General features: G+C 40.9%; 23 protein-coding genes and 1 pseudogene. 13 read left to right on the top strand and 11 right to left on the bottom strand.

What is annotated here, in order from left to right; genetic code table 11:
• Positions 1 to 25: 25 nt before the first annotated feature.
• The 8 genes and pseudogenes from ABXG83_RS07665 to arfB all read right to left on the bottom strand — a co-directional run.
• Positions 26 to 1,150, bottom strand: coding sequence for an ATP-binding protein (locus tag ABXG83_RS07665; RefSeq protein WP_353548266.1), 1,125 nt, complete (start codon positions 1,148 to 1,150; stop codon positions 26 to 28).
• A gap of 102 nt (positions 1,151 to 1,252) precedes the next feature.
• Entirely contained in the window at positions 1,253 to 2,488 is a 1,236-nt protein-coding gene (locus ABXG83_RS07660) for a serine hydrolase (protein ID WP_353548265.1), read from the bottom strand.
• Between the two features lie 98 nt (positions 2,489 to 2,586).
• Positions 2,587 to 3,831 carry a DEAD/DEAH box helicase gene (locus ABXG83_RS07655; RefSeq protein WP_353548264.1) on the bottom strand — a complete coding sequence of 415 codons (1,245 nt, stop codon included), beginning with the start codon at positions 3,829 to 3,831 and terminating at the stop codon, positions 2,587 to 2,589.
• Between the two features lie 259 nt (positions 3,832 to 4,090).
• Positions 4,091 to 4,567, bottom strand: a complete 477-nt coding sequence (locus tag ABXG83_RS07650) for a GAF domain-containing protein (protein ID WP_353548263.1) — start codon at positions 4,565 to 4,567, stop codon at positions 4,091 to 4,093.
• A gap of 84 nt (positions 4,568 to 4,651) precedes the next feature.
• Complete coding sequence (locus ABXG83_RS07645) at positions 4,652 to 6,157, bottom strand: polysaccharide biosynthesis C-terminal domain-containing protein (RefSeq protein WP_353548262.1); 1,506 nt, start codon at positions 6,155 to 6,157, stop codon at positions 4,652 to 4,654.
• A 122-nt stretch (positions 6,158 to 6,279) separates the two neighbouring features.
• On the bottom strand, positions 6,280 to 7,350 hold the full coding sequence (locus ABXG83_RS07640) for a cytochrome c peroxidase (protein ID WP_353548261.1): 1,071 nt from the start codon (positions 7,348 to 7,350) through the stop codon (positions 6,280 to 6,282).
• A complete protein-coding gene (locus ABXG83_RS07635) occupies positions 7,347 to 8,048 on the bottom strand; it encodes an MbnP family protein (protein ID WP_353548260.1) in 702 nt (233 codons plus the stop codon). Before ABXG83_RS07635 ends, ABXG83_RS07640 begins: the two co-directional genes overlap by 4 nt.
• A 3-nt stretch (positions 8,049 to 8,051) precedes the next feature.
• Positions 8,052 to 8,462, bottom strand: a pseudogene (gene arfB / locus ABXG83_RS07630) (alternative ribosome rescue aminoacyl-tRNA hydrolase ArfB); the annotation flags it as partial.
• 35 nt (positions 8,463 to 8,497) lie between these two features.
• Here arfB and dtd point away from each other — a divergent pair.
• From dtd to ABXG83_RS07615, 3 genes are read left to right on the top strand one after another with little or no spacing between them, the layout of a single operon-like run.
• A complete protein-coding gene (gene dtd, locus ABXG83_RS07625) occupies positions 8,498 to 8,950 on the top strand; it encodes a D-aminoacyl-tRNA deacylase (RefSeq protein WP_353548259.1) in 453 nt (150 codons plus the stop codon).
• Positions 8,950 to 9,336 (top strand): group III truncated hemoglobin, encoded by a 387-nt coding sequence (locus tag ABXG83_RS07620; protein WP_353548258.1) that lies wholly within the window; start codon positions 8,950 to 8,952, stop codon positions 9,334 to 9,336. Before dtd ends, ABXG83_RS07620 begins: the two co-directional genes overlap by 1 nt.
• 11 nt (positions 9,337 to 9,347) lie before the next feature.
• Positions 9,348 to 9,674, top strand: a complete 327-nt coding sequence (locus ABXG83_RS07615) for a nucleotide pyrophosphohydrolase (RefSeq protein ID WP_353548257.1) — start codon at positions 9,348 to 9,350, stop codon at positions 9,672 to 9,674.
• Between the two features lie 115 nt (positions 9,675 to 9,789).
• On the opposite strand, the gene ABXG83_RS07610 is transcribed toward ABXG83_RS07615, so the two are convergent.
• On the bottom strand, positions 9,790 to 11,190 hold the full coding sequence (locus ABXG83_RS07610; RefSeq protein WP_353548256.1) for an aminopeptidase P family protein: 1,401 nt from the start codon (positions 11,188 to 11,190) through the stop codon (positions 9,790 to 9,792).
• A 173-nt stretch (positions 11,191 to 11,363) separates the two neighbouring features.
• Here ABXG83_RS07610 and ABXG83_RS07605 point away from each other — a divergent pair, with 173 nt between their 5' ends.
• Positions 11,364 to 12,830: a glycine--tRNA ligase gene (locus tag ABXG83_RS07605; RefSeq protein ID WP_353548255.1), complete on the top strand. Its 1,467-nt coding sequence runs from the start codon at positions 11,364 to 11,366 to the stop codon at positions 12,828 to 12,830.
• Positions 12,831 to 12,835: 5 nt separating this feature from the next.
• Positions 12,836 to 13,489 carry a class I SAM-dependent methyltransferase gene (locus ABXG83_RS07600; protein ID WP_353548254.1) on the top strand — a complete coding sequence of 218 codons (654 nt, stop codon included), beginning with the start codon at positions 12,836 to 12,838 and terminating at the stop codon, positions 13,487 to 13,489.
• A gap of 65 nt (positions 13,490 to 13,554) precedes the next feature.
• On the opposite strand, the gene ABXG83_RS07595 is transcribed toward ABXG83_RS07600, so the two are convergent.
• The gene (locus tag ABXG83_RS07595) at positions 13,555 to 14,283 is read right to left on the bottom strand and encodes an FAD-dependent oxidoreductase (protein WP_353548253.1); all 729 of its coding nucleotides are present in this window, start codon (positions 14,281 to 14,283) and stop codon (positions 13,555 to 13,557) included.
• A 133-nt stretch (positions 14,284 to 14,416) separates the two neighbouring features.
• Positions 14,417 to 16,993: a zinc-dependent metalloprotease gene (locus tag ABXG83_RS07590; RefSeq protein WP_353548252.1), complete on the bottom strand. Its 2,577-nt coding sequence runs from the start codon at positions 16,991 to 16,993 to the stop codon at positions 14,417 to 14,419.
• A 343-nt stretch (positions 16,994 to 17,336) separates the two neighbouring features.
• Here ABXG83_RS07590 and ABXG83_RS07585 point away from each other — a divergent pair, with 343 nt between their 5' ends.
• The 8 genes from ABXG83_RS07585 to ABXG83_RS07550 all read left to right on the top strand — a co-directional run bounded on the left by ABXG83_RS07585 (position 17,337) and on the right by ABXG83_RS07550 (position 26,316).
• Positions 17,337 to 18,203 carry a MotA/TolQ/ExbB proton channel family protein gene (locus ABXG83_RS07585; RefSeq protein WP_353548251.1) on the top strand — a complete coding sequence of 289 codons (867 nt, stop codon included), beginning with the start codon at positions 17,337 to 17,339 and terminating at the stop codon, positions 18,201 to 18,203.
• A 69-nt stretch (positions 18,204 to 18,272) separates the two neighbouring features.
• Entirely contained in the window at positions 18,273 to 18,920 is a 648-nt protein-coding gene (locus tag ABXG83_RS07580) for a biopolymer transporter ExbD (RefSeq protein ID WP_353548250.1), read from the top strand.
• 51 nt (positions 18,921 to 18,971) lie between these two features.
• Positions 18,972 to 19,523: a biopolymer transporter ExbD gene (locus ABXG83_RS07575; RefSeq protein WP_353548249.1), complete on the top strand. Its 552-nt coding sequence runs from the start codon at positions 18,972 to 18,974 to the stop codon at positions 19,521 to 19,523.
• 59 nt (positions 19,524 to 19,582) lie between these two features.
• A complete protein-coding gene (locus ABXG83_RS07570; RefSeq protein ID WP_353548248.1) occupies positions 19,583 to 20,416 on the top strand; it encodes an energy transducer TonB in 834 nt (277 codons plus the stop codon).
• Positions 20,417 to 20,647: 231 nt separating this feature from the next.
• Positions 20,648 to 21,472 (top strand): energy transducer TonB, encoded by an 825-nt coding sequence (locus ABXG83_RS07565; RefSeq protein WP_353548247.1) that lies wholly within the window; start codon positions 20,648 to 20,650, stop codon positions 21,470 to 21,472.
• Between the two features lie 180 nt (positions 21,473 to 21,652).
• Positions 21,653 to 23,035, top strand: a complete 1,383-nt coding sequence (gene mnmE / locus ABXG83_RS07560; protein ID WP_353548246.1) for a tRNA uridine-5-carboxymethylaminomethyl(34) synthesis GTPase MnmE — start codon at positions 21,653 to 21,655, stop codon at positions 23,033 to 23,035.
• A 54-nt stretch (positions 23,036 to 23,089) separates the two neighbouring features.
• Positions 23,090 to 24,781, top strand: coding sequence for a sodium/solute symporter (locus tag ABXG83_RS07555; RefSeq protein ID WP_353548245.1), 1,692 nt, complete (start codon positions 23,090 to 23,092; stop codon positions 24,779 to 24,781).
• A gap of 50 nt (positions 24,782 to 24,831) precedes the next feature.
• A complete protein-coding gene (locus tag ABXG83_RS07550) occupies positions 24,832 to 26,316 on the top strand; it encodes a glycoside hydrolase family 32 protein (protein WP_353548244.1) in 1,485 nt (494 codons plus the stop codon).
• The last annotated feature ends 7 nt before the right edge of the window (positions 26,317 to 26,323 follow it).

The raw sequence follows: 26,323 nt of genomic DNA, 5'->3' as shown, positions 1-26,323 counted from the left end.
CGGGTGGCAAAAGTAGGGGATTTACTTAGAAAATAATCGTAAAACTCGTTCCTTTATCAGGTTCGCTACTAACAGAAATGGTTCCGCCGAATTCTTCTACCTGGTGCTGAACCAAATAAAGACCAATTCCCTTACTGTCATTTTCGAGTTCAGCATTTCGTTGAAAACGGAAAAGTGTGGCACCGAATTTTTCGAGATCGATGCCCTTGCCATTATCGGATATCGTTAGGCAAACCCGATCATTCTTCCTTGAACTGCTGAGCGTTATTTCGAGTGGGGTGCCTTCTCGTCCATATTTCAAGGCATTGCTCACCAAGTTATATATGATGCTATGGAGGTAAACTTGCACATACTCAAAATCGGGTACATCAAAATGACGGTGGATGGTCACTTGCTTTTGTTGGATCAGATGATCAAGTTGTATAACGACACTATCAGTGGTGGTATTGAAATTACAGGTTGTGAAAGGTGATTTTTTATCAAGATGCCACTGCAATAATTTGATCAGCTCATTCAAGTTGTTCAGCAGATCATTACCGGCCTGCTTCAGAAATTCAAATGCCTGTTGTCCGGCTGGTTCATTTTTCTTGCTTTCGTATAACTGAATGAGTTTCGTGATATTATTGGCGGGCCCACGAACATCATGTGTGATGATGCCAGCAAAATCTTTTAGCTGCGCAATTTTTTTCTCTAGTTCCTTTTGAATCTCTAGTTGTAGTTTGTTTTGTTCATTTAGACTTTTATTGAGCTCAATTAGTTGAGTGACATCAGTAAAAGCAGCTACAGCGAATTTTTGGTCATTGACATGAATGATTCTTGTATTGGTAGAAAGCCATTTTAATTGCTGATCACCAGTAGTGACACCCATGATCACATTTTTCTGTGGTTCTCCTGTACGTAGGGTGATAACAATCGGATGCTTCTCAGTTGGCACTTTGTCACCATTCAAATCAATTGATACCCATTTTTGATCACCAGAGTTAGTACCTAATAATTGTTCGAAAGAGAGTGCTAATATCTGAAGTGCTTTTTGATTGAAACCAACAATTTTTCCTTCACTATTCTGCACCACAACACCCTCGTCAAGGGTATCAATAACAGCATTCAAGAAAAGGTGATCGGTTGAATATTGGTTATTCGCATCAAACATGTGCTCAGGGTAAAATCAATACAATAGTATTGAATCCCTAATCTTAGGGGCTTAAAAACAACTTAAAAACAGACAATCTTATGACAATAACAGGCGTGATGACTACCTCATTGGTAAAGCCTCGAGTATTTTTTTGATTACACTATCCTGAGCTTTTCCATCTATCCAACGGATCACGGCTACCAGTTCATGCTCAGGATCTACATAAACGAGGTTATTACCGTTGCCTACATGCGTAAAAGCGGTGGCCGGAGCACTTGGTAAGAATTTGCGATCGGTATTTAGAAACCAATTCATATAACCATAATCGGTTTTGGCGGCAGTGGGTGTTAATGATCGTCTGATCCATTCCTCACTCAATAACTGTTTGCCATTCCATTTTCCCCTATTCAATGTTAACCATCCGAAACGCCCCATATCATAAGCATTGATGAACATGCCGCCACCCCAATGTCCACCGCCGCTAACAGATTGAACGGGTTGGCCATCCAATACGATCCATGCATTTCTATAGCCGGTCCAGCGCCAGGTATTGGATGCGCCGATCGGGTCCATAATAGTTTGTTTGAGTACTTGTGGTAATGACTTTCTCCAAACACTGGTTGCTGCCAATGCCAGTACATTCACCCTCACATCATTGTATTCATAAGTAGTACCGGGTTTATTCCGTGGTCGGTTCAGCCACTTATTGGCATCTGCATCTGGTCTGTCTGCCCAATCTGGTTTACCCCAAAGTGTTCCTTCCCAATCGCTGGTTTGTCTGAGCAGGTCATCCCAAGTAATCGTACGGTTGTGCGCTGACTCGAATGGAAACAACAGTTGTGGTTTACCAATATCTTCTGAAGGTCTGTTGATCGCTTCTTTAGGATTATACCATTCGATAGGTGGAACATAGTACGCAACAGTATCTTTTACATCTCTAATCAGTCTTTGATCAACAGCAACACCTACTACAGCCGATAAAAAACTTTTAGTAACACTATGTGTCATGTCGCAGCGCGAAGGCTCTCCCCATTGTGCTACTATGTATCCTTTATAAATGATCAAGCCGGTTGCTTCTCCACGGTCGGCAAATGGACCGATACCTTCACCAAAAGGTTCTTTACCAAAAGTCCGGTAATGATTGATCTCCATACTACGCGGATTTTTAGACTCGCCATTTTTTGCAAGTGTAATGGCTTCATCCAATACCGCTGCATTCAATCCCAATGCTGATGGCGAACGTTGTTCCCAAATACCGGCAGGAGGAAAATAAGTAGCAGATCTCTGTTGCGCCAACACAAACAAAGAAGGGAGCACTGTCAGTAAAAACAGACTTAGTAAATGTTTTGGTTTCATGTTACTAAGGTAGGGAATAGTAGATAGTTGATGGTCCATGGTCCATAGTAAAAAACTACCATGGACCATGGACCATCGACCATCAACTATATGTCACCTTATCTCTGCGACGCATATCGTCTGCTATCACCGCCTCTGAAGGATCTGCGTTGCGTATGACTGCGTTGCTGTTGGGGTTGTTTGGTAACAGGTCTGAAAGTGCTCAATGAAATATCATGCATAGCATATGGATGATCATTTACATGAGGTATCTGAATACCGATCAGTTTCTGGATATCTTTCAGGTTTACTTTATCTTCTGCATCACAGAAAGCAATAGCAATACCTGAAGCACCTGCACGCCCGGTTCTTCCGATACGGTGAACATAGGTTTCAGGAACATCCGGTAATTCATAATTGATCACATGTGATAACTGTTCTACATCAATACCACGTGCTGCAATATCTGTTGCCACCAATACACGCAGTGTGCCATTTTTGAAATCATTCAATGCACGCTGACGTGCATTCTGTGATTTATTTCCATGAATAGCTGCAGCGCCGATACCAGATTTGACAAGATCTTTCACCACTTTATCAGCACCATGTTTGGTTCTGGTAAATACCAATACTGTTTTAATATTTTGATCTGCTAATAAATGATGCAGTAAAGCACGCTTATCTTGCTTCTCAACAAAGTAAACAGATTGTTCGATCTTCTCCACCGTAGATGAGACGGGTGTTACTTCTACTTTTTTAGGGTTACGTAAAATACTATTGGCTAACCCTGCAATTTCCGGTGGCATGGTAGCAGAGAAAAATAATGTTTGTCTTTTTGCAGGCAACTTACTGATCACTTTTTTTACGTCATGAATAAAGCCCATGTCTAACATTCTATCAGCTTCATCCAACACAAAAAATTGTAATTGCTGTAAACTCACATAACCTTGTTGCATCAGGTCCAATAAACGACCGGGTGTTGCAATGAGAATATCAACTCCTCTTTTCAATGCTTGTGTTTGTGGTAGTTGAGATACACCGCCAAAAATAACGGCATGACTCAGGGCTGTATGTCTGCCATAAGCAGCAATACTTTCATCAATCTGAATAGCCAGTTCTCTGGTTGGCGTAAGGATCAATGCTTTAATACCTTTATGTGTACTTTTCTGCTGATACAATAGTTGTAATAATGGGATTGAGAAAGCAGCAGTCTTTCCAGTTCCTGTTTGGGCACAGCCCAGTAAATCATTTCCCTCCAATACAATTGGAATGGCTTGTTGTTGAATAGGTGTAGGTGTTGTGTAACCTTCTGTCTGAAGCGCACGTAAAATGGGCTCGATCAGACTCAATGAATCAAATGTCAATGGAATAAATTTTTATTAAAGCACAACTGAATTCGCTCAGCTGTTATATAACCTTCCTACCTGTAGATGCTAAAAGCGACCTGTAAAAGACTGATGAACTTTGTCACGGAAGGAAATCGAGTCGTGTAGAGAGAATATATGAATGGTGCAAAGATAAGGGAAATAAGTTAGATGAGGGGATATAGCCCATAGTCCATGGTCCATGGCAAATAGTAGTGGTCATTAGCTACTAATGGTCGTATACTCTTTTCACGCTTGACTAATCACCACTGATCAGTTCAACGATCATTTCCAAATAACGTTGATCCACAGTATCAAACTGGTCTAATTCACTGGCATCCACATCCAATACGCCTATGACTTCATTATTCCGAATAACAGGAACGACGATTTCTGATTTGGAGAGACTGCTACAAGCAATATGTCCGGGGAACTTTTCTACATCCGGAACAATCAATGTTCTTGCTTCAGCCCAACTAGTACCGCAAACTCCTCTTCCTTTCCTGATGCGTGTACAAGCCACAGGTCCCTGAAATGGTCCCAATACCAATTCATCATTCTTCACCCAATAAAACCCTACCCAAAACCAACCGAATTGTTCTTTTAATGCTGCTGCAATATTGGCAAGGTTTGCCACCAGATCATTCTCTCCTTCGATCAATGCCTTGATCTGTGGTATCAATGATTCGTATTGTGTTTGTTTATCTCCTTTAATAATACTTAGATCTTCTGCCATACAACAAAGATAACCATAAGTCCTGTTTTAAAAGACTGCGATCATATTGTGGTTAGAGGTGCACCAATAGCGGAAAGCGACGGGTTACCGAATGTATTTACCTATGACAGGTAACTTTTGAAATTCCTTTTTCTCCACCAAAAGAATAAACCAGGTATACACTCCGATCAACACCACTCCAAAAGCAGTACCCAGCCAAAGTGTACTAATGAAATAGATAAAAGCTTGATGAATCAGGAAGAGGATCGTTACAATAACAAGATAAGCGATCAGTTTTTTAGTGACATAAGGTATCGGGTAATGTTTTTGCCCGAGTTGATAACTGATGATCATCATAAATGCATAACAAACAAAAGTGGCCCACGCACTTCCATTATATCCGAATAAAGGAATCCACCAGATGTTTAATAGAATAGTGATAACTGCACCCACTAAAGTGATCCAGGCACCCGTAAGCGTTTTATTGGTGAGTTTATACCAAACACTGAGGTTGTAATAAATACCCAGAAATACACTACCCATCGCAAGAATTGGGATGATCGATAACCCCTCCTGGTACAATGCAGCATTTTCGCCATATCCGATATACTTGATCAAGGGAAGATTGACGACTATTCCCAACCAAATGAAGGAACAGGCGATCACAAAAAATTTCATTACCCTGGCATAAGTACGAGGTGCATTTTCTTCTTTGGATTGATTAAAGAAAAAAGGCTCGGCACCCATCCGAAATACTTGAATAAAAATGGTAATGAGTACAGCTAATTTATAATTGGCACCAAAAATCCCTAGTTGTCTTAATTCCTCTTCTCTTGGAAGATCCAGTACTCGGGTATAAACTAATCTGCTTAACATTTCATTGATCATTCCTCCTAATCCAACAATGATCAATGGATAAGAGTATTGCATCACTTGTTTCCATAGTTTCCAATTCACCGAAAAACGAAAACTCAATAACTCTTTTGAAAGTAAAAGCAGTGTAAGTATGCTGGAGATAATATTGGCAATAATGTAGTAACCAATATCGATCGTTGGATCATAAAAGAACAACCAGGCATTGGATGGATCTTCTTTGTAAAGTTTCGGGCAAACACCCACAAAGAATACGACCAATATCACATTTACTACGATGCTGAAGACCTTGATAAAAGCGTAAAAACGAGGTCTCCCTTCTTGCCTCAGCTTGGCAAAGGGGATTACTGATAGGGTATCAAAAAAAAGGATCCAGGCGATCCAACGAATATATTCCGGATGATCTGGAAAGTCAATAGCCGCTGCCAGTGTTTGCGTGTTCAGTAATACAATCGCAGTGAATAATAGGGTACTGATTAAGATCGAACTGAACAATGTATTGAATACAGTATGCTTATCATGATCCTGAACAAAACGAAAATAGCTGGTCTCTAAACCATAGGTAAATAGAATATTCAAGAAAGGAATGACCGCATATACTTGTGTGATACTGGCAGTACTCGCAGGTTCATACAACCAAAAAAGTAGCAGACTCAGCGCATATCCTAAAAATCGGCTGGCAATAGTAGGTACTCCATACCACAATGTTTGTCCTGCTAATTTTTTGATGCTGCTCATAGAGTAAAAGTGAGTGAATAGTGAATGGTGAATTGTCAATTAGAAATCAAAAATCATGAATAGTACAACTCATTCACAATTGACCATTCATCATTCACACCCTGAAACTGCAAAATACACGATTAATTATGAATATCAACAGGTGCTGTGGTGCTTACACCCTTTCCCGGTGCTGCTAAATTGGGGTTTTTCAAAAAGCTACTATCGGTTAGTGTGTGTAAAAAAGCAGTAAGCTGTCCGATCTCAAAATTGGATAATGGTAACCTATTGCGTAGCATGCTATCTGTTCTCAAATCAGGTACCATGTTCTTTCTGTAATGCTCCATGACACTCATCACTGAAAAAAATCGTCCATCATGCCCATAAGGAAAACTGCGCATGACATTTCTTAAACTGGGTACTTTAAATTTTAATGAGTCTACTGGGTCGTTTGTGATCTTCATTCTACCCAGATCTTTTAAAAATGGATCGACAGGCATTCCGATATTCCTGTAACTGAAATCAGTAAACATCGGTTCTGTATGACAACTCGCACATTTTTTCTTGAATATCTCATAACCTAATTTTTCCGGAAGGATGAATGTATCCACGCCTCTCATCACCCGATCATACTTGCTGTTGCTGCTTACAAAAGTGAGTACAAACTGACTGATGGCTTTGGTCAGTTTTTGGGTAGTGATGGTTTCATCTCCAAAAGCAGCCTTGAATAATCGACGGTATTCTTTTTCGGCCTGTAGTTTTGAGAGTACATTTTGAATACTTTCTGCCATTTCATTTTCTGCAGTGATCGGCGCTAAAGGCTGTAGATCCAAATGATTGATACCACCATCCCACATGAATTCTTTTTGCCATGCCAGATTGAATAGTCCGGGTGCATTGCGTGTAGTAAGCGAGTTGTTATATCCATGACTCAAACTATGGTCATAGGTATTAAAAGCTCCAAATTGCTGATGACAGGTGCCGCAAGAAATCGTTCCGTCTTTACTCAATCGGGTATCGTAAAATAATTGTCTTCCCAATTCAATACCCTCTCTGGTAAGTGGATTCGATTTGAAGTCATACACAGGTTGAGGCCATCCTTTGGGTACCATGAACTGAACAGGAGCAGGTTTGAAAAAGTCACTGCTTACTATCCAGCCACTGCATATGATGCAGATGGTCATGATGATCGCTATGGTTTTCCGGTGCTTCATTTCTCAGGAGATAGAATTGAAAACATATGCGCATAGTTATTGGCAATGCGCACTGCTAGTGTTCCCGGACTATGACAAATAGGTTCTTTTGCGATCATGAGTTCATAAGAACCCACAAACCACTTTTTTGCATCAGCAATGATCGTAAAAGTGTCGCTCGATGAAGGAAGTGTTAATGCAATATTTCGAGTAGTATTATTGTGGCTTCTGAATCCACCAATATGGTAAGTGAATTGCTTGCCTGCAATTTGAGAACTCGATGCTGTTCCCTCCAGTTTTGCCATGATATAACCACTGTTCCATGTCCAGAACATGCCATGTAAAGGATCCAACGCACCGGCTTGAACACCGGATACATTTTTTGCACTATCTACCCCTAATAAAAACTGAATCGATCGATACTGGCCTTTGGGAATATTCAGTCGGATAGTAGTTGAATTCGTATCTGCAGCATCTATTAAATAATATTGAACAGGAAGCTTTACTTTTTTTTCTTGTATATCTGTTAGTTGAAAGTGCGAGATATAATATTTGAAACGATTGATGGTGAGTGTATCTCGATTCATGATATAGGATTGCTCAGGTATGAGCATCTCATTCCCAAAATGATTTTGAAAATGAAGGATCATCTGTTGGGTCTTTTGCGACTGAACAGAAACGGTGAATAATAGAGAGAAAATAAGTACGAATGATTTCACTGGTTATAGATAATCGTTTTTATTGACCTTTTTTCTTTGTTGTTTATTTTGTGTATGCTTCTTCTTTGATTCTATTCTCTTTTCTTTGGATGCTTTGGTAGGTTGTGTGGCTTTTCTGATCTTTCTTTTGATGAGTGAAGTAATGAGTAACTGCATCATTTTTTTGATGACGGCTTGTTTATTTCCCAATTGACTTCTCTCTGTTTGTGATTTTACCAATAAAACACCTTCATCCGTAATTCTGTTTTGCAAACGTTCTTTGATCAGTTGCTTTTGTTCATCCGTAAATAAAGTAGATGCCTGAATATCCCAACGACCTTCAACCATCGTCTCAACCTTGTTCACGTTTTGCCCGCCTTTGCCACCACTTCGGGCTGTTTGGAATTTTATTTCAGGGGTAATATCTATCTTCATCGCACTAAAGTTCGGATAAAAACGGTTAAGGAAATATGAGAATTGTAATTCAAAGGGTGAGTGAAGCTGCTGTTCGTGTAGACGGGAAAATCACCGGCAGTATAGCCCATGGATTATTGGTATTGATGGGGGTTGAAGATGCGGATAGGATGGAAGACATTGAATGGTTAAGTAATAAGATCGTTCATATTCGTTTATTCAATGATGCAGAAGGTGTCATGAACCTGTCTGTAAAAGATATTGATGGAGAAATTTTATTGGTGAGCCAGTTTACTTTACATGCGAGTACCAAGAAAGGAAACCGGCCTTCCTATATAAAAGCATCCAAGGGGGAGTTTGCTATTCCAATGTATGAAAAAATGATTCGTCAACTTACGCATGACCTTGGAAAACCTGTTCAGACAGGGGTTTTTGGGGCTGATATGAAAGTGTCTTTATTGAATGACGGTCCGGTAACCATTGTTATTGACTCTAAAAACAAAGAGTAATGGATATTGAAAACAGGGATGATATCGAACAACTCATGCGCGCATTTTATGCCAAAGCCATTCCTGATCCTGTTATCGGACATTATTTTACAGAAGTGATTCAAATGGACCTGGAGAAACATTTACCCGTCATCATCGACTTTTGGGAAACGGTATTATTCGGTATCGCAAAATATAAATCCAATGCCATTGCTGTGCATCAGCATCTACATACAAAGTCGGCATTTGAAGACAAACATTTTGAACGTTGGGTGAGTTTATTTCAGGCAACTGTTGATGATTTATTTGAAGGTGAGAAAGCCACTCTTGCCAAACAAAGAGCTTTATCCATCGCTACTGTTATGAAAATCAAAACCATCCACGGAACTTCGCCCATCGGGCATTAAAATTATTTACCATGACCATTCAAGAAGCACAAAACCAAGTAGACACCTGGATCAATACCACTGGTGTGAGATATTTCAATGAACTCACGAACCTGGGTATTCTAATGGAAGAAGTAGGAGAGCTCAGTCGATTGATGGTTCGCACATATGGAGAACAGTCCTTCAAAGCTTCCGATAAAGGGAAAGAATTATCGGATGAAATGGCGGATGTATTGTGGGTCTTGATCTGTCTGGCCAATCAAACAGGTGTCAATCTTACTGATGCATTGGAGAAAAATTTTGCCAAGAAAAATCTCAGAGATCAGGATAGACATAAGAACAATGAAAAACTTCTATAGAAGATTCAAGAATAAAGGTGCAAGATATAGGTAAGAAAAAAGGCACAAGGTTCAAGATCATGGTAAATGAATTCTTGAATCCTGTGCCTTTTTTGGCTCTTAATTCTTAGGGCTTCTAATTTTTATCAAAAATACTCTTCTGCTTCGCCATCTTTTCTATCTCAGCTACAGTACGCGGAGAAGACGCGGAGAGGTTGCGATGTCCGTCTTTTGTGATCAGGATATCATCTTCAATACGAACACCAATGCTCCACCATTTTTTATCGCATTTGCTTCCCGGTGGGATATAGATACCCGGTTCAACGGTCAGGCAAACACCTTCTTGTAAAGTACGGGGTCCCATATCGTGTACATCCAGACCTAAATGGTGTGATGTTCCATGTGGGAAATACTGACGTGCTTCCTGCTCATTAGCAGCGATGCCCAACTTGATCAATCCACGGTTGATGACACGACGTGCAGCAGCATCTACAGCGCCAAAAGGGTTACCAGGCTTACATGCAGCAAAACCTGAATCTTGCGCTTCGAGCACCAATTCATAAATGATCTTTTGCTCAGGAGTGAATTTGCCATTTACAGGTACCGTTCTTGTAACATCAGCAGTGTAACCATGGTATTCTGCAGCACAATCACTCAACAACAGATCTCCATCTTTCATCAGACGCAGATTGGTGATATAATGTAATACGCAGGCATTTTCTGATGAGCCATTGATACTTGGATAACCCGGATATTCAGAGCCATTCTTTTTAAAATGATACTCCATGATGGCCTGTGCCTGATACTCTGTCATACCCGGCTTAATTGCGCGCATTACATCGTTGTGACCATCACAACTCATCTTAGCCGCCTTTTCAAGCAATGCGATCTCTTCTGCTTGTTTGATACCGCGTAATGTTGAAAGGATCATATTGGTAGTACGTCCCGCAATTGGTTTATTATGGGTAATGATTAAACTGTCAACGATACCTGCCATACGTGATAAAGGATCAGGACTTCTTTTATATTTCGAGAAAATATCTTCATTACGGAAAGCTGTCAGTACAGAATCCACAGATTTGAAATCGAAAGTATTCGCAGTGAATTTATCATTCGTGAATACGTTTGCGATCTTGTATTTATTCTTGACACCTTCAGCTCCCAGAATTTTACCTGTCCAGAGTTCTCTTTGTGGATCACGATTCTGAACGAAAATAAATTCTGTTCCGGTTGTGCCTAAGATGGTTACCGGCTGTTTGAAAAGCAGCAGTAAAGCATTGGGCTCTTCCAATCCGGTGAAATAATAAAAATTCTTGCTTTGAGCATACTGATAGTCTACGTCATTATTCCTTACCCTTACTTGAGAGGCAAAGAAGACACCCACAGAATTATTGGGCATCATTTCCCTGAATGCTGCTCGTCTGCCGGCATGGAATTCAGGACTTAAATAATCATTCGGATACTCTGTTGTTTGTTGGGCCCAGCTAAGTGCAGGTAACACCAAAAACAGGAGTTGTAAACATTTGTTTCTAAGCATGAGATGTTTTTTTGAGCGCATTAAAACTATAGGTTTTCAGCGAGTAAGGCGAAAAAAAGTGAGGAAAGGTGGGAGACGATAGCCGCAAGCTACAAGCTGCAAGCCTCAAGGAGTCGGAACTTGTTGCTTATGGCTTGCGGCTTGTAGCCCAAAAATCTTACTTTTGCCGCGTTATGAGCATACAGCAAGACAATCGTTTTCAGGCTATTATTTCCCATGCCAAAGAATATGGATTTGTATTTCCAAGTAGTGAGATCTATGACGGTTTAAGTGCCGTGTATGATTATGGTCCTTATGGAAGTGAATTAAAAAAGAATATCCGCGATTATTGGTGGAGAAGTATGACGCAAATGCATGATAATATCGTCGGTATCGATGCCGCTATCTTCATGCACCCTACAACATGGAAAGCCAGCGGTCACGTAGATAATTTCAGTGATCCGATGATCGATAATAAAGACAGCAAAAAAAGATACAGGGTCGATCATTTGCTTGAAGCCAAAGCAGATCAGTTAAGAGAGAATGGGCAGGCTCAGGAAGCAGATGCTTTATTGGCTGAGATGGATCGTTTGTTGGCAGCAGAGGATTTTGCAGGATTAAAACAACTGATGAATGATCAGAAGATCGTTTGTAGTGTGAGCGGCACAGCTAACTGGACCGATATCCGTCAGTTCAACCTCATGTTCTCCACGCAGCTGGGTTCTGTCGCAGAAGATGCAGATACCATCTATCTGCGCCCTGAAACAGCACAAGGTATTTTTGTGAACTTCTTGAACGTGCAGAAAACAGCGCGTATGAAAATTCCTTTTGGTATTGCTCAAACAGGAAAAGCATTTCGTAATGAAATTGTAGCGCGACAATTCATTTTCCGCATGCGTGAATTTGAACAAATGGAAATGCAGTTTTTTGTTCGTCCCGGCACACAGATGGAATGGTATAACTATTGGAAACAAGAGCGACTGAAATGGCATACAAGTTTAGGTATACCAGCAGAAAAATATCGTTATCATGATCATGTGAAGCTGGCGCATTATGCTGATGCGGCACTTGATATTGAATATGAATTTCCTTTCGGCTTCAAAGAAGTGGAAGGAATTCATAGCAGAACTGATTTCGATTTGAAAAGTCATCAGGAATACAGCAAAAAGAAACAACAATATTTCGATGCAGATGTAGACCCCGCAACCGGTAAGCCTTATGGCAACTATATCCCTTATGTGGTGGAAACTTCGATCGGACTAGATCGTATGTTCTTATTGGTATTGAGTCATGCTTATGAAGAAGAGACCATTGCCAAAGAAGATGGCAGCACAGATAGCAGGGTAGTGATGCGTATTCCGGCTAAGATCGCTCCGAATAAACTGGCAATATTACCGTTGATGAAGAAAGATGGATTGCCTGAGATCGCAAGACAATTGTTAGATGAGTGTAAGCCACACTTCAAATGTTTTTATGAAGAAAAAGATGCGATCGGGAAACGCTATCGCAGACAAGATGCTATCGGCACTCCATTCTGTGTAACCATCGATCATCAAACCAAAGAAGACGGAACCGTAACGATCAGACATAGAGATAGTATGCAACAAGAGCGTGTGAAAATGGAAGACGTTAAATCCATCGTTCTATCTTCTTTAACTTGATCGATATGATAAAAAGATCAGGAGTTAAATGGCGCTTGGCACAATGGCTGGAATACAAATGGTGGCAGCATTATCTGAAGAAAAAGAATGTAACAGCCTACTTGGAATGGAAATCATCTTATTGGAATAAAATACTTGATGCGATTAACTCTTTTGTTGTTCTAAAGGAAGATCAGCAGATACTAGATGCAGGTTGTGGGCCGGCAGGGATTTTCATGGTATTGAAAAAGAACCAAGTGATTGCCGTAGATCCATTGCTGGATAAGTATAAAAACTTGCCTCATTTTAATGAACTTGCTTATCCTTGGGTAACTTTTTTAAATCAACCGATAGAAGATTTAGATCAGCAAGCATGCTTTGATGTCATTTTTTGCATGAATGCCATTAATCATGTGAAAGATATTGAACGATGTTATGATCGCCTTATGAGTGCATTAAAACCCGGCGGACTTATCGTGATCTCAACAGATTGTCATCGTAATGATGTAGTTAAAAAGGTATTCCAATTATTACCGGGAGATGTATTACATCCCATTCAGCTCAATTTGAAAGAATACAATGAGCAGCTTACCAAGCGTGGAATGGAAGTGTTGAGTAATATTCGCCTGAAGCGTGAAATGATTTTTGATTATTATCTCACGATCGCTCAGAAAAGCTAGCGTAGAGACATATCATAGATGACTTGCTATGTCTGGTGAAAGATGTCAACCTTAACTGATCAGTGTTATCCATACAGTTCTAAGTGCACATCTTTTTTATCATATCCCATGGCTATGATTCTTTGTTTGGCTTCATCGATCATATTTTTCCAACCGCAGAGATAAAAATAAGCCGGTGTTTTTTGGATGCGTAATAATTCTTCATATACACCGTGAACATAACCTTTGTAAGCACCTTTATGAACAGATTCTTCGCGGGAGAAAACAGGGTGGTAATAAAAACCGGGTTCATCTTTCTCCAACTGTTTCAGTTCAGGTCCATATAAACAATCACCATGTTTACGGCAACCGAATATGATATGAATATTCTGGTGCGGAATTTTGTGTTGATGTATATGATGTGCCATAGAACGGAATGGTGCGATACCGGTTCCGGTACAGATCAGGAAGAGATCTTTATCTAAATGCTCAGGCAATGTAAAAACGCCTTGTGGGCCACGGAGGGTTAGTTCTGTTCCTTCTTTAACTTCTTTGAAAAGATAATTGGTACCTGCGCCATCTTCCAACAAAACAATGACCAGCTCAATGATATTCGTGCCATCCGGTGCTGAAGCTATTGAATAACTACGCCAGCGTTTATTCTTCTTTTCATGAATAGGAAGATCAAGGGTCACGAATTGTCCGGGTTTGAAATCAAAAGAGGATAGTTCCGGAATCTCGATCCAGAAGCGTCGGGTAGACTCAGTGGCATCTTCTATTTTGATCACCTTACCGGTGCGCCATGGTTCAAGCATGGGATTGGTTTTACACAATGTAAGATAATTTGAAAATGTGGCAATTTGAAAATTTGAAACAGGTTACTATCCCTTGCATTAAAAAAGGCGCAGTATTTCGATACTGCGCCTTTTTATGACAAAGAGGATGAGATTATTTAGGATCTAAAGCTCTTTTGATTTTTTCCGCCAGATCTTGCAAGTGGATCTTGCTCATTCTGTCAGGGTTGGTTGCAGCAGCAGCCGCAACTTGCGCGCGCAATTGAGTTAACTGAGCACGAGCAATACTGTAAACATCACTGCGGCTGTTAGCGCCTGACGCATAAGGATTGTTGAATCCGCCACCACCTAATGTGATGGTAATGGTAGCTGTCGGAGGATTCAATAATGTATTCAGTTTATCAATATAGCTTTTCTGCAGCATTCTGCGGTAGTTATCGATGGCTTTGTTAGATTTCAATTCACTGAACAGATCAGATTGCAGATCATTCATCATTTCCAAAGCACTGTATGCTTTATCAGCACCAAAACGATCAGCGCAATATTGCATACGGTTCAATCTGTCAAGTGTCAGCAATCCAGCCAAAGCACCTTCCTGAGCTGAAGCCAATGGATCAGCAGTACCTGGAGGATTGATCTTGTTCCAGATCTTCTTATCGATCAACCATGTTGGCGTCTGGAATACCTGACGATTCAGGTAGCCCAATGCATCACGCTGCATAGCTTTTGGTGTAACCTCGTATACTGGCTCATCTTGCTCAGCTACTTTGAAGGTTTCATATACACCACCGATATTACGAGTCACATGTCCGATGTAACGACGGTATTGTCCTAATAACTGTCCGTACATGGTAGCAATATTCTCATTCAGATCACCTTCTTCTTTGGTCCACTCAGGTAAACCTGCTAACAAACGCTGTAGGTTTTTGATACCATACTCACTTGCTTTAACAGCATTATCACTCAGGTCTTCGCTCTGACTTCTTGGGTCAGCCTGATTACCTGATTCATAAGTACCAAACCATGTGCGAGGGTTAGCTTTCAATGTTTCAGTGATCAGTTTATTGCTGTTCTTTTTAACTTCTTCTTCATTGTTACCTGCGATGTATCCATAACCCCAACGGATAGCCCACTGATCATAATCACCAATGCGAGGATATAAACCTGCTTTGCTGATATTGTCTTCAGGTTGTGCTACATAGTTGAAACGTGCATAGTCCATGATAGAAGCAGTGTGTCCATTTGCTTCAACCCAAGCTTTATCACGCAGTTTTTCAACCGGTGTTTTACTACTGCTACCCATGTTATGGCGCAGACCGAGGGTATGTCCAACTTCATGTGAAGACACAAAACGGATCAGATCACCCATCAGGTCATCATCAAATTTCATGCTGCGGGCACGTGGATCTGTAGCAGCTGCTTGTACCATATACCAGTCGTGTACCAGTTTCATAACGTTGTGGTACCAGCCGATATGGCTTTCCAGGATCTCACCACTTCTTGGGTCATGTACATTCGGACCGTAAGCATTCTCAGTAGGAGAAGCGAAGTAGCGGATCACAGAATAACGTGCGTCTTCCAAGCTCATGGTGGTGTCATTTTCAGGCCACTCTTTACCCATGATGGCATTTTTGAAACCAGCTTTTTCAAAAGCTTTCTGCCAATCGTTCACACCCAGGATCAGGTGTTTTCTCCACTGTTTTGGAGTAGCTGGATCGATATAGTAAATGATTGGTTTTTTAGGTTCAACGAGTTCACCTCTTTTCCATTTTTCAACATCTTCATCTTTTGGTTCGAGTCTCCAACGAACAGCGAATTCTTTGTTTTCTACTTTTTGTTGATCGTCGCCAAAGAGAACATAATCATCTGTGAAGAAACCGACACGCTTATCAGCGATTCTTGGTGTCATTGGTTTTTCAGGCAATAACAACATAGAAGTGTTTAGTTCGATGGTTACTGCACCCGCAGCATTTGCAGCAGGGATAGTGGCGCCACCGCCTTGTCCACCAAAACCTGCTGGAGCAGCGGCTCCGGCAGCGCTGAAAGTTTTTACACTTCTGATCTCTGTGTTGATAGGGTAAGTGCTGATCTTTTGGATATAAGATCTGTCAGCTGCAATAGGACCTAAGCCTAATGAACGCTTGATGTTTGCATTGATGCTAACAACCTGATTGTCTCCTTTGAAATAATCGGTAACATCTAATACAACAGAAGCACTGTCTTTACCAAATGCTGCGATCGGGAAAGCAGCTGCGATGGCATTCAGGTTAGAGTTAGAAACAGCCTTGTAGATATCATCATTCGGATCTGCTGCATTCACCAGGGTGATGGTACGCAGGAAAACATTGTTGCTAGGTCCTTTTTCAAACGCAAGGGTTTGCTGATTCGCAACTTCACCGCCATAAGCGCCTCTGCCGTTTCCGGAAATGGCGGGTACTTTGATGTAACGGGTAACAGCAAGGATCTCACGTCCTAGAATATTGTTGGGAACTTCAAAGTAGAATTTATCATCTACTCTGTGTACAGTGATCATCCCTTTTTGAGAGATGGCCTTATTGGTAATAACATCCTTGTAAGCACGAGGCCCCTGACGTTGAGCACCACCACCAAAGCCGCCTGCGGCCTGTAGATTGTTCAACTGAGGTGCACCGGCAGGTCGGGTTGTATCCCGGTTCTGAGCAGTCGACACGGTCGCTGCCAGCATTGCTGCTGCGATAAAATAATTTCTCATTGTTTCAGTGTAAAATGGTTTTGAATAATCGTTAAAGATAGGTTCGTAAAGGAATCAACAATTTTTTTTAGGATAGTGTTGGATGAATGGTAAAATCTTTAATTTGGGTCGGTGAAAAGGTCGGGGAGGATTTGATTATTCCCCTATCTTGCCGACCCTGAAATAGCGGATAAATGCGGTTTTTTGCTGAATCAAATTTGCCGCTTTCAGGAAATTACCTATTTTGTAACCCCTTTCGGACTGATGAAATGGTGTTTGAGTGACTTCAAAGATTTTTCATTAGCATTGCGAGGATAATTTTTTAAATCAACTGTTATTTTAAAAAACAAAAATCAATCGAATCATGGCTGAGACAAAACCAACTGCAACAGCTGCAAAAAGCTCAACGTCTGTTCAACCAAAGAAGAGCAGTAATTTAGTTGCAACCCTTGCCCCCGTTTTATGTATCCTGGGTGGTTATTTCATCTGGCGCGTAGTATTAGGTAGTGCAGGTAACTTCACAAATCCAGATCCTGATCCAAGCCATTGGTTCTGGCCTTCACATGCTGGTCCTAAGGGTACATTCACTAAGATGTATGAAGGTGGTATCGTTGTACCTATCCTGATCGGTACATTCCTTACTGCGGTTACTTTCAGTATTGAAAGATTGTTGACAGTATCTAAAGCAACTGGTGCTGGTAACATTGCTGAGTTCATCCGTAAAGTACAGTTCCACTTAGCTAACAAAGAAGTTGATAAGGCTTTGGCTGAGTGCGATAAGCAAAAAGGATCTGTTGGTAATGTAATGAAAGCAGGTCTGCGTAAGTATAAAGAAATGATCACCAATACTGAACTCGCTACTGAGCAGAAAGTATTGAATATTCAAAAAGAAATCGAAGAAGCTACTGCATTGGAATTACCAATGTTGGAGAAGAACCTTGTGTTCCTTTCTACGATCGCTTCTGTAGCAACCCTGTTAGGTCTGTTCGGTACCGTATTAGGTATGATCCGTTCATTCTCTAAGTTAGGTGATGAAGGTGGTGGAGAAGCTGCTCGTGAACTTTCTCAAGGTATCTCTGAGGCCCTGTATAACACTGCACTGGGTATCGGTACATCTGCTATCGCGATCGTGATGTATAACGTATTTACTACACGTATCGATGGTATCACTTATGGTATCGATGAGTCTGGATTCACTTTAACTCAAAGCTTTGCTGCTAACTATAAATAATCGCTGATTATTTATATGGAAAATCAAATGTTTTGAATCTAATTAGTGAATGCATTTAAATAATTAACAATGGGAAGAGCCAAATTACCTCGTAAAAGTACCAACATCGACATGACAGCCATGTGTGATGTGGCCTTTCTCCTGTTGTCATTCTTTATCTTAACGACAAAGTTCAAACCGGCTGAAGCGATCGCGGTAACCACTCCTAACTCTGTGGCTGCTAAAGTTGCTCCCGATAAAGACATTGTAATGATAACGATTGACAAGGATGGTAAGGTGTTTATTACGATGGATGATGAACAAAAGAAAGAAGCGGTATGTACCTATCTGAATACCAATCTGAACCTCAACATGAATGTTGCAGCGTTTAAAAAAGCTGGTTTCTATGGTGCGCCGTTCAACAGTATGGCCTCTTTTCTCTCTTTACCTGAAGAACAGCGTAAAGGCGATAAACTCCCCGGAATTCCTGTGTTGGATTCAACCGACAATCAGATGAATGTCTGGATGAGAGCTATTAAAGACGCATATCTTGGTGGTAAAATGAACCTGTTGGTGAAAGGCGATAATGCCGCTAAATTCCCTTCATTCAAAGCTGTTATCGATGCTTTCAAGAAAAATGATGAACTGAAGTTTCAGATGATCACCAATCCTGAGAGTGTACCGGCCGGAACTGAACTGTGGAAGAAAACCATGGCAGGAGAAAAAAGAGACGAATAAGCACTGTTGAATCAGTAAACAAAATACTCACGAAAACTAAATTCTACCGTTATGGCAGAAATGGATACCTCGAGTAGCGGGGGCCACAAAAAGGGCCCCGGGGTCAAGAAAGGTAAGAAACTCTCTACCCGCGTTGACCTGACGCCCATGGTGGACCTGGGCTTCCTGCTCATCACATTCTTTATCTTCACCACAACGATGAGTCAACCTACGGCTATGAAGCTCTTTTTACCAAAAGATGCCGATAATCCGGAGGATCAGAACAAGGCGAAAGAATCTGGTGTTATCACCCTTCTGTTAGGAAAAGACAATAACGTCTTCTATTATGAAGGTCAATTGGCACCTGATGGTTCTAACTTCAAGTCTTCTACTTTCAAGGAAATTCGTACCGTACTGCTCGACAAAAAAGCACGTACCAATGAGAAAGACCTGGTTGTAGTATTGAAGCCTTCATCTGAAAGCACTTACAAAAATGTGGTGGACATTCTGGATGAAATGACCATTAATGTGTTAAAGCGTTATGCGCTCGTGGATATTTCACCTGTGGAAGAACAACTGGTTAAATTGTCAGATGCTGCCGGTGCAGCTGCTGCCTCTAACTAATCAGATTTTCACTTGTGGAAAAAGCCACACAATGAATCATACTATTTAAAGACCTAACAATGGACGTAAATAAAATTTTAACCGCGGATATCCTTGATATCGTTTTCGAGGGTAGAAACAAAGAGTACGGCGCGTACCAACTCCGCAGAACCTACAACAAGCGTATCACTTACGCTATCATAGGAACTGTATTGGTGTGCCTGCTTTTCCTCGTAGGTTCATTGGTTGCTAACTCCGGCGACAAAGAAAAGACTCAGATCTTCGTTGAAGATGTGAACTTGGAAGATGTTAAGCAGGATGAGAAAAAGCCTGAACCTCCGCCTCCGCCTCCACCTCCGAAGCAGGAGCCACCAAAAGTGGAGATCACTAAATTCACCCCTCCTAAAATTGTGAAGGATGAAGAAGTGAAGCCTGAAGAAGAGATCAAGGAAGTGGAAAAACTGGAAGATACCAAGATCGGTACCATCAATCAGGAAGGTATCAAAGATGAAGGTATCGTTGCCCCTCCGGTAGAAGTAAAAGGTACCGGTGTGGTAGAAGCTCCTAAACAAGAAGAAGATTACGATAAGGTATTTACCGTGGTACAGATCCCTGCAGAATTCCCTGGTGGTTTGCCTGCTTGGACCAAATATCTCGAGCGTAACCTGAACAGAGATCTTCCTGTTGAAAATGGTGCTCCTCCGGGTAAATACACGGTGATCGTTTCATTCATCGTAGATAAAAACGGTGGTATCAGTGAAGTAAAAGCTGAGAACGATCCCGGATACGGAACCAAAGACGAAGCAGTTCGCGTTATCAAAAGAGGTCCTAACTGGAAACCCGCCGTTCAAAACGGACGTAACGTAATCTATCGTCACAAGCAAAGTATCACTTTCATGGTATCTGAAGAGTAATCTTTCAACTGATAATTTTTCAAAAAAGCCATCTGCATTCGCGGGTGGCTTTTTTTGTTAGTAGTGAATAGTCAGTAGTGAGTAGTCAGTGGTGAGTGTGAATGGTGAATGGTGAATTGTCAATGGTGAATAAAGGCACTCACTACTCACCATTGACAATTCACCATTCACTATTTACTTCTCACGTATGGAATTTCTCTCCTCGCGTATCTCACTAATAAACCAAACGCCATGGAAAAGAAATTCACTTCGCGAAATGATATCCTCGATATTCTCTTCGCTAATCGTAACAAAGCTTATGGTGCTTATGAACTGCGTATCAGTTATAACAAACGGATGAAAATAGCAGTGACATTGATGTTCATCGTGTGTTTACTTTTTTCTGTAGGTTCTATTCTTGCAAAAAATAAAAACAATAAAAATGCGCTCGTGTATGTGGGCCCAGAAATAGAATTGAGTAATGTAGAAGAACCACCTATAGAAGAAGTAAAACCTCCCGAACCAGCAATCAAACAACCGGAAGTAGCACAGGAAATTCTAACAGCTCCAAAAATTGTAGATGATGAATTGGTGAAAGAAGATGAAGTAATGCTTGCCGTAGATGAATATGAATCTGTAAAAATTGGTACTGAAAAAATTGAAGGGACAGATGATATAGGTATCGTAACACCTCCGGTAGAAAAATCGATCCAAGCAACCAAGATCATACAATCAAATGAAGATGAACTAACCAATGGTTTCGTTAATGTTCAAATACCTGCTGAGTTTCCCGGCGGAATACAAGGTTGGACACGCTATCTAGAAAGAAATCTAAACAGTGATATTCCGGTCGACAATGGTGCTCCGGCAAATCTGTATACTGTCTATGTAACATTTATTGTAGACAAAGAAGGGAAAGTAAGTGATGTAAAAGCAGAGAATGATCCGGGTTATGGCACCAAAGAAGAAGCGGTTCGCGTAATTAAAAAAGGTCCTAATTGGATTCCTGCTAACCAAAATGGTAAAGCTGTAGTGTACAGACATAAGCAAGCGATCACATTTAAAGTGACGGAGTAGTGAGGTGGGGTAGTGAGTGGTCAGTAGTGAGTTGGGCATGTTTTTTCAAGGTGAATGGTGAATTGTCAATTGTGAATATAGCGGGCTTTACCACTCATTCACAATTGACAATTCACCATTCACACTCACTACTCACTACTGACAACTCACTATTAACTTATCTTTGCCAAAACACTACACATGTCCATACACTTATCAGGCTGGGATGATACGATCGTTGCATTGGCTACGCCACAAGGGATTGGTGCAATTGGTGTGATAAGGGTAAGTGGTAAAAATACCTTTTCTATTCTCAATGAATTATTTCCTTCTAAAGACCTATCTGTTCAAGCTTCTCATACTTTGCATGTTGGTTATTTGAAAGATGGTGATCAGGTTCTGGATGAAGTGGTATTATCTCTTTTTAAAGGTCCGAAATCTTATACGGGTGAAGATGTGATCGAGATCAGTTGTCATGGTTCGCCTTTTATTCAAGAACAAGTGATGGCGGCTATCACCAAACGTGGAGCAAGGTTGGCTAAGCCGGGAGAATTTACACAGCGTGCTTTTTTAAATGGCAAGTTAGATCTGGCACAGGCAGAATCAGTAGCTGATCTGATCGCAAGTAATACAGAAGCCAGCAGGAAGACAGCACTCAACAATATGCGCGGCGGATTTTCTTCAGACCTCAAACAGTTGCGTGAACAACTGATCCGCTTTTCAGCCATGATAGAATTGGAGTTGGATTTTTCTCAGGAAGATGTGGAGTTTGCAGACCGAAAAGAATTGAAGGCCTTGATCGCAGAACTGAATCATTCAACACAACAACTGATTCGATCTTTTTCATTGGGTAATGTTATTCGCAATGGAGTACAAGTGGCCATCATTGGTAAACCCAATGCCGGTAAGTCTACTTTGCTGAATGCCTTGCTGAATGAAAATCGTGCCATCGTTAGTGATATCGCGGGCACCACACGTGATACCATTGAAGAAGTCATCAATATCAATGGTATTCTGTTTCGCTTGGTTGATACTGCCGGTATCCGCGAGCATACATCAGATGTCATAGAACAAATCGGAGTAGAGAAAAGTCTGGAGAAAATGAATGCTTCAGATATTGTACTGTATCTTTTTGATATCAATGATACTTCAGCAGACGAATTGAAAGTTTTTGAAAAAAGTCTGCAAGAAAAAAATATACAATACCTGTTGGTAGCCAATAAAATTGATACAGCTGAATCTGGTAAGGTGCAAGCCATCAGCCATTTCCCATCTGCTATTTTTATCTCGGCTAAGTCGAATACGGGTATCGAAATCCTGAAACAAGCACTTACGCAAAAAGCGATCAGTGGGGAAGTGAACACAGAAGCTACGATTGTCACCAATGCTCGTCACCATGATGCATTACTGAAATTGTCTCAGTCACTGGAAGAAGTACAATCGGGTATTGACAACCAGATACCCGGTGATCTGTTAGCATTGGATATTCGACAGTGTTTGCATTATCTGGGATTGATCACTGGTGAGATCACCAATGAAGACCAGCTGGATTTTATATTTAGTAAGTTTTGTATCGGTAAGTAGCAGAATTTTAAACCATCGCATGTATCATGTATCTCAATTCCTTAAATTAGATACATGAATAATCAACTCCAGCTAACTGACATCCTCGTCATTCTTGTTTATTTTATCATCGTTCTTGCATATGGTTTGTGGGTTTACCGCAGAAAGAAATCAACAACTGCCAGTACCAAAGATTATTTCCTGGCAGAGGGATCACTCACCTGGTGGGCTATCGGAGCCTCACTGATCGCTTCTAATATTTCTGCAGAACATTTTGTGGGGATGAGTGGAGAAGGTTTTTTCGCAGGTATCGCAGTAGCTGCCTATGAATGGATAGCAGCTGTGGCACTCATTATTGTTGCGATCTGGTTCATTCCGGTATACCTTAAGAATAAGATCTACACCATGCCGCAATTCCTGAAACAGCGGTACAATGAAACGGTATCTGTGATCATGGCGGTATTTTGGTTGTTCCTGTACATTTTTGTGAACCTCACTTCTATTTTATATCTCGGCTCCAAAGCCATTAGTGGATTGATCGGTAACGAATTCTTTCACATCATACTGATCGTTCTTGCATTATTTGCTTTCTGTATCACCATCGGTGGTATGAAAGTGATCGGATATACCGATGTGATACAAGTAGCAGTATTGATCATTGGCGGTTGTGTAGCGGTTTACTTATCATTGGTAGCAGTAGATGAAGTCGTGAATCAAGGAAATAGTGCGATCAGTGGATTGGGTGCGCTGATGAAAGAAGCGCCTGATCATTTTCACATGATCTTTGATAAACCCACAGCAGCAAGCAGCGCTGAATATGTACAGAAATACATTGCCCTGCCGGGTATTACTATGTATTTCGCCGGACAGTGGATCTCGAATCTGAATTATTGGGGATGTAATCAGTATATCACTCAACGTGCACTAGGAGCAGATCTGCAAACAGCCCGTAATGGAATTTTATTCGCAGGATTCTTAAAACTCTTTATGCCGGTGATCGTTATGTTGCCGGGTATTGCTGCATTTGTATTGTATCAAAACGGATATTTTGACGCCAGTGTTTTCGATGGTAAAAAAGATGGAGCCTATGCAGCCATTCTTAGCTTATTACCTGTGGGCATGAAAGGATTATCTGTTGCCGCATTAACTGCCGCTATCGTTGCGTCATTGGCTGGAAAGGCTAACAGCATCTCTACCATTTTCACTTTAGACATCTACCAGAAATATTTTGATACAAAAGCAAATGAAGCTAAACTGGTGAGAATCGGTCGTGTCTCCATCTTGGTGGCAATGCTCATTGCGGTATTCTGTACTTGGGAAGATCTGCTGGGTATTGGTGGAGAAGGAGGATATACTTTCATTCAGAAGTATACAGGCTTTATTAGTCCGGGTGTATTCGCCATGTTCCTGCTAGGTATGTTCTGGAAGAGAACCACCGGTGCAGCTGCAGTTGCAGGGGTGTTATCCGGATTCATTTTATCTGTGGTCTTTAATAATTATGCTCCTTCTTGGTTTGGGTCTGAAACGATCTTGTATACCGCTTATCTCAACGCCGCAGGCGAATATGAAATTCCATTCATGGTGAACATGGGCTGGACTTTCTTCTTTACGGTATTGATCATGGTACTGATCAGTTTAGGTGGTCCGAAAGTGAATCCGAAAGCATTTGATATTGATCGGAGTATGTTCAAGCTAAAGCCTTCGAGTATTGCAATGATCACAATGTTACTCATGATCGTATTGGCACTGTATGTAAAGTTCTGGTAGTAGGAGTATGCATGATAAATAAGTAATTTCAGGTCATTCATTCTTACTATATGAAAAGAGCTGTTTACTGTTTACTGTTTTTTTATTGCTTATCCTGTCAAGAAAAATTATCTGTGACCGAAGAAGAATTGTATCGTCCGGACATTCATTTTACACCTCCAAAAGCATGGATGAATGATCCGAATGGAATGGTTTATTACAAGGGCGTTTATCATCTTTTTTATCAGCATAATCCGGATTCATCTGTTTGGGGACCGATGCATTGGGGACATGCGACAAGTAAAAACCTTATTGAATGGCAGCATGAACCAATTGCGTTGTTTCCGGATAGTTTAGGAACGATCTTTTCAGGCAGTGCCGTAGTGGATAGTAATAATACTGCTGGTTTTGCAAAACCCGGGGAGACAGCGCTGGTCGCCATTTTTACACAACATGATGCAGCAGGCGAGAAAGAAGGTCGTTCAGATTTTCAAACTCAAGGACTTGCTTATAGTGTGGATGATGGGAAAACATGGATCAAGTATGATCATAATCCGGTAATCAAGAACCCCGGCATAAGGGATTTCCGTGATCCGAAAGTGATCTGGTATGCACCGCAAAAAAAGTGGATTATGTCACTTGCAGCGCAAAATAAAATATTGATTTATTCATCACCGGATCTGAAACATTGGACAGCAGAAAGTTCTTTTGGAGAAAATATAGGTGCACATGGCGGCGTGTGGGAATGTCCTGATCTTTTTCCTATGCAATATGAGGGAAAGACCGTCTGGGTATTGATCGTAAACTTGAATCCCGGTGCTCCTAACAAGGGATCAGGTACACAGTACTTTGTTGGTGATTTTGATGGACATCGTTTCAAAGCTTACAATGATCAAACATTATGGCTGGATTATGGTCCGGATAACTATGCCGGAGTCACTTGGTCTAATACCGGAGATCAAAAAATACTCATCGGATGGATGAGTAATTGGATGTATGCAAATCAGGTGCCTACACAGTCATGGAGAAGTGCAATGACCATTCCTCGCGAATTGAAGCTTGTAAAACTTGGAGAAGAATGGCGACTGACATCGCTACCTGTTGCTTCACTTACTGCATCCGGCAACAATACTTTTAATAAAAAAGCGATCAAGAAAGTAGAGAAGATAAAATTATCCGGTTCAACAGTTATTACTTTTGAAGCAGATGCAACAAAAGATTTTACTGTTACCTGTATGAATGATCAACAGGAAAAAATAGTGATTGCATATGATCCGGGTAAAAAGGAATTCTCTATTGATCGAAGAGCATCGGGACAAACAGCATTTCATCCCGATTTTGCTGGTATACATACAGCACCAAGATTTCATAAAGACCGGTCGATCAAAATAAAAATAGTATTGGATAAAACATCGCTAGAGTTATTTACTGATGATGGGTTGACGGTAATGACGGATATTTTCTTTCCCAGTAAGGCATATCAAGACTGCTGGGTAGATCCGAAAGAGGGTCAGATCACCCATCTTTCATCGCTACAGGTGCCTATCAAAAAATAAAACCCAA

Origin of the sequence: Sediminibacterium sp. KACHI17 (genome assembly GCF_040362915.1) — a bacterium.
GTDB lineage: Bacteria > Bacteroidota > Bacteroidia > Chitinophagales > Chitinophagaceae > Sediminibacterium.
This window is presented reverse-complemented; position numbering and strand designations above follow the sequence as displayed.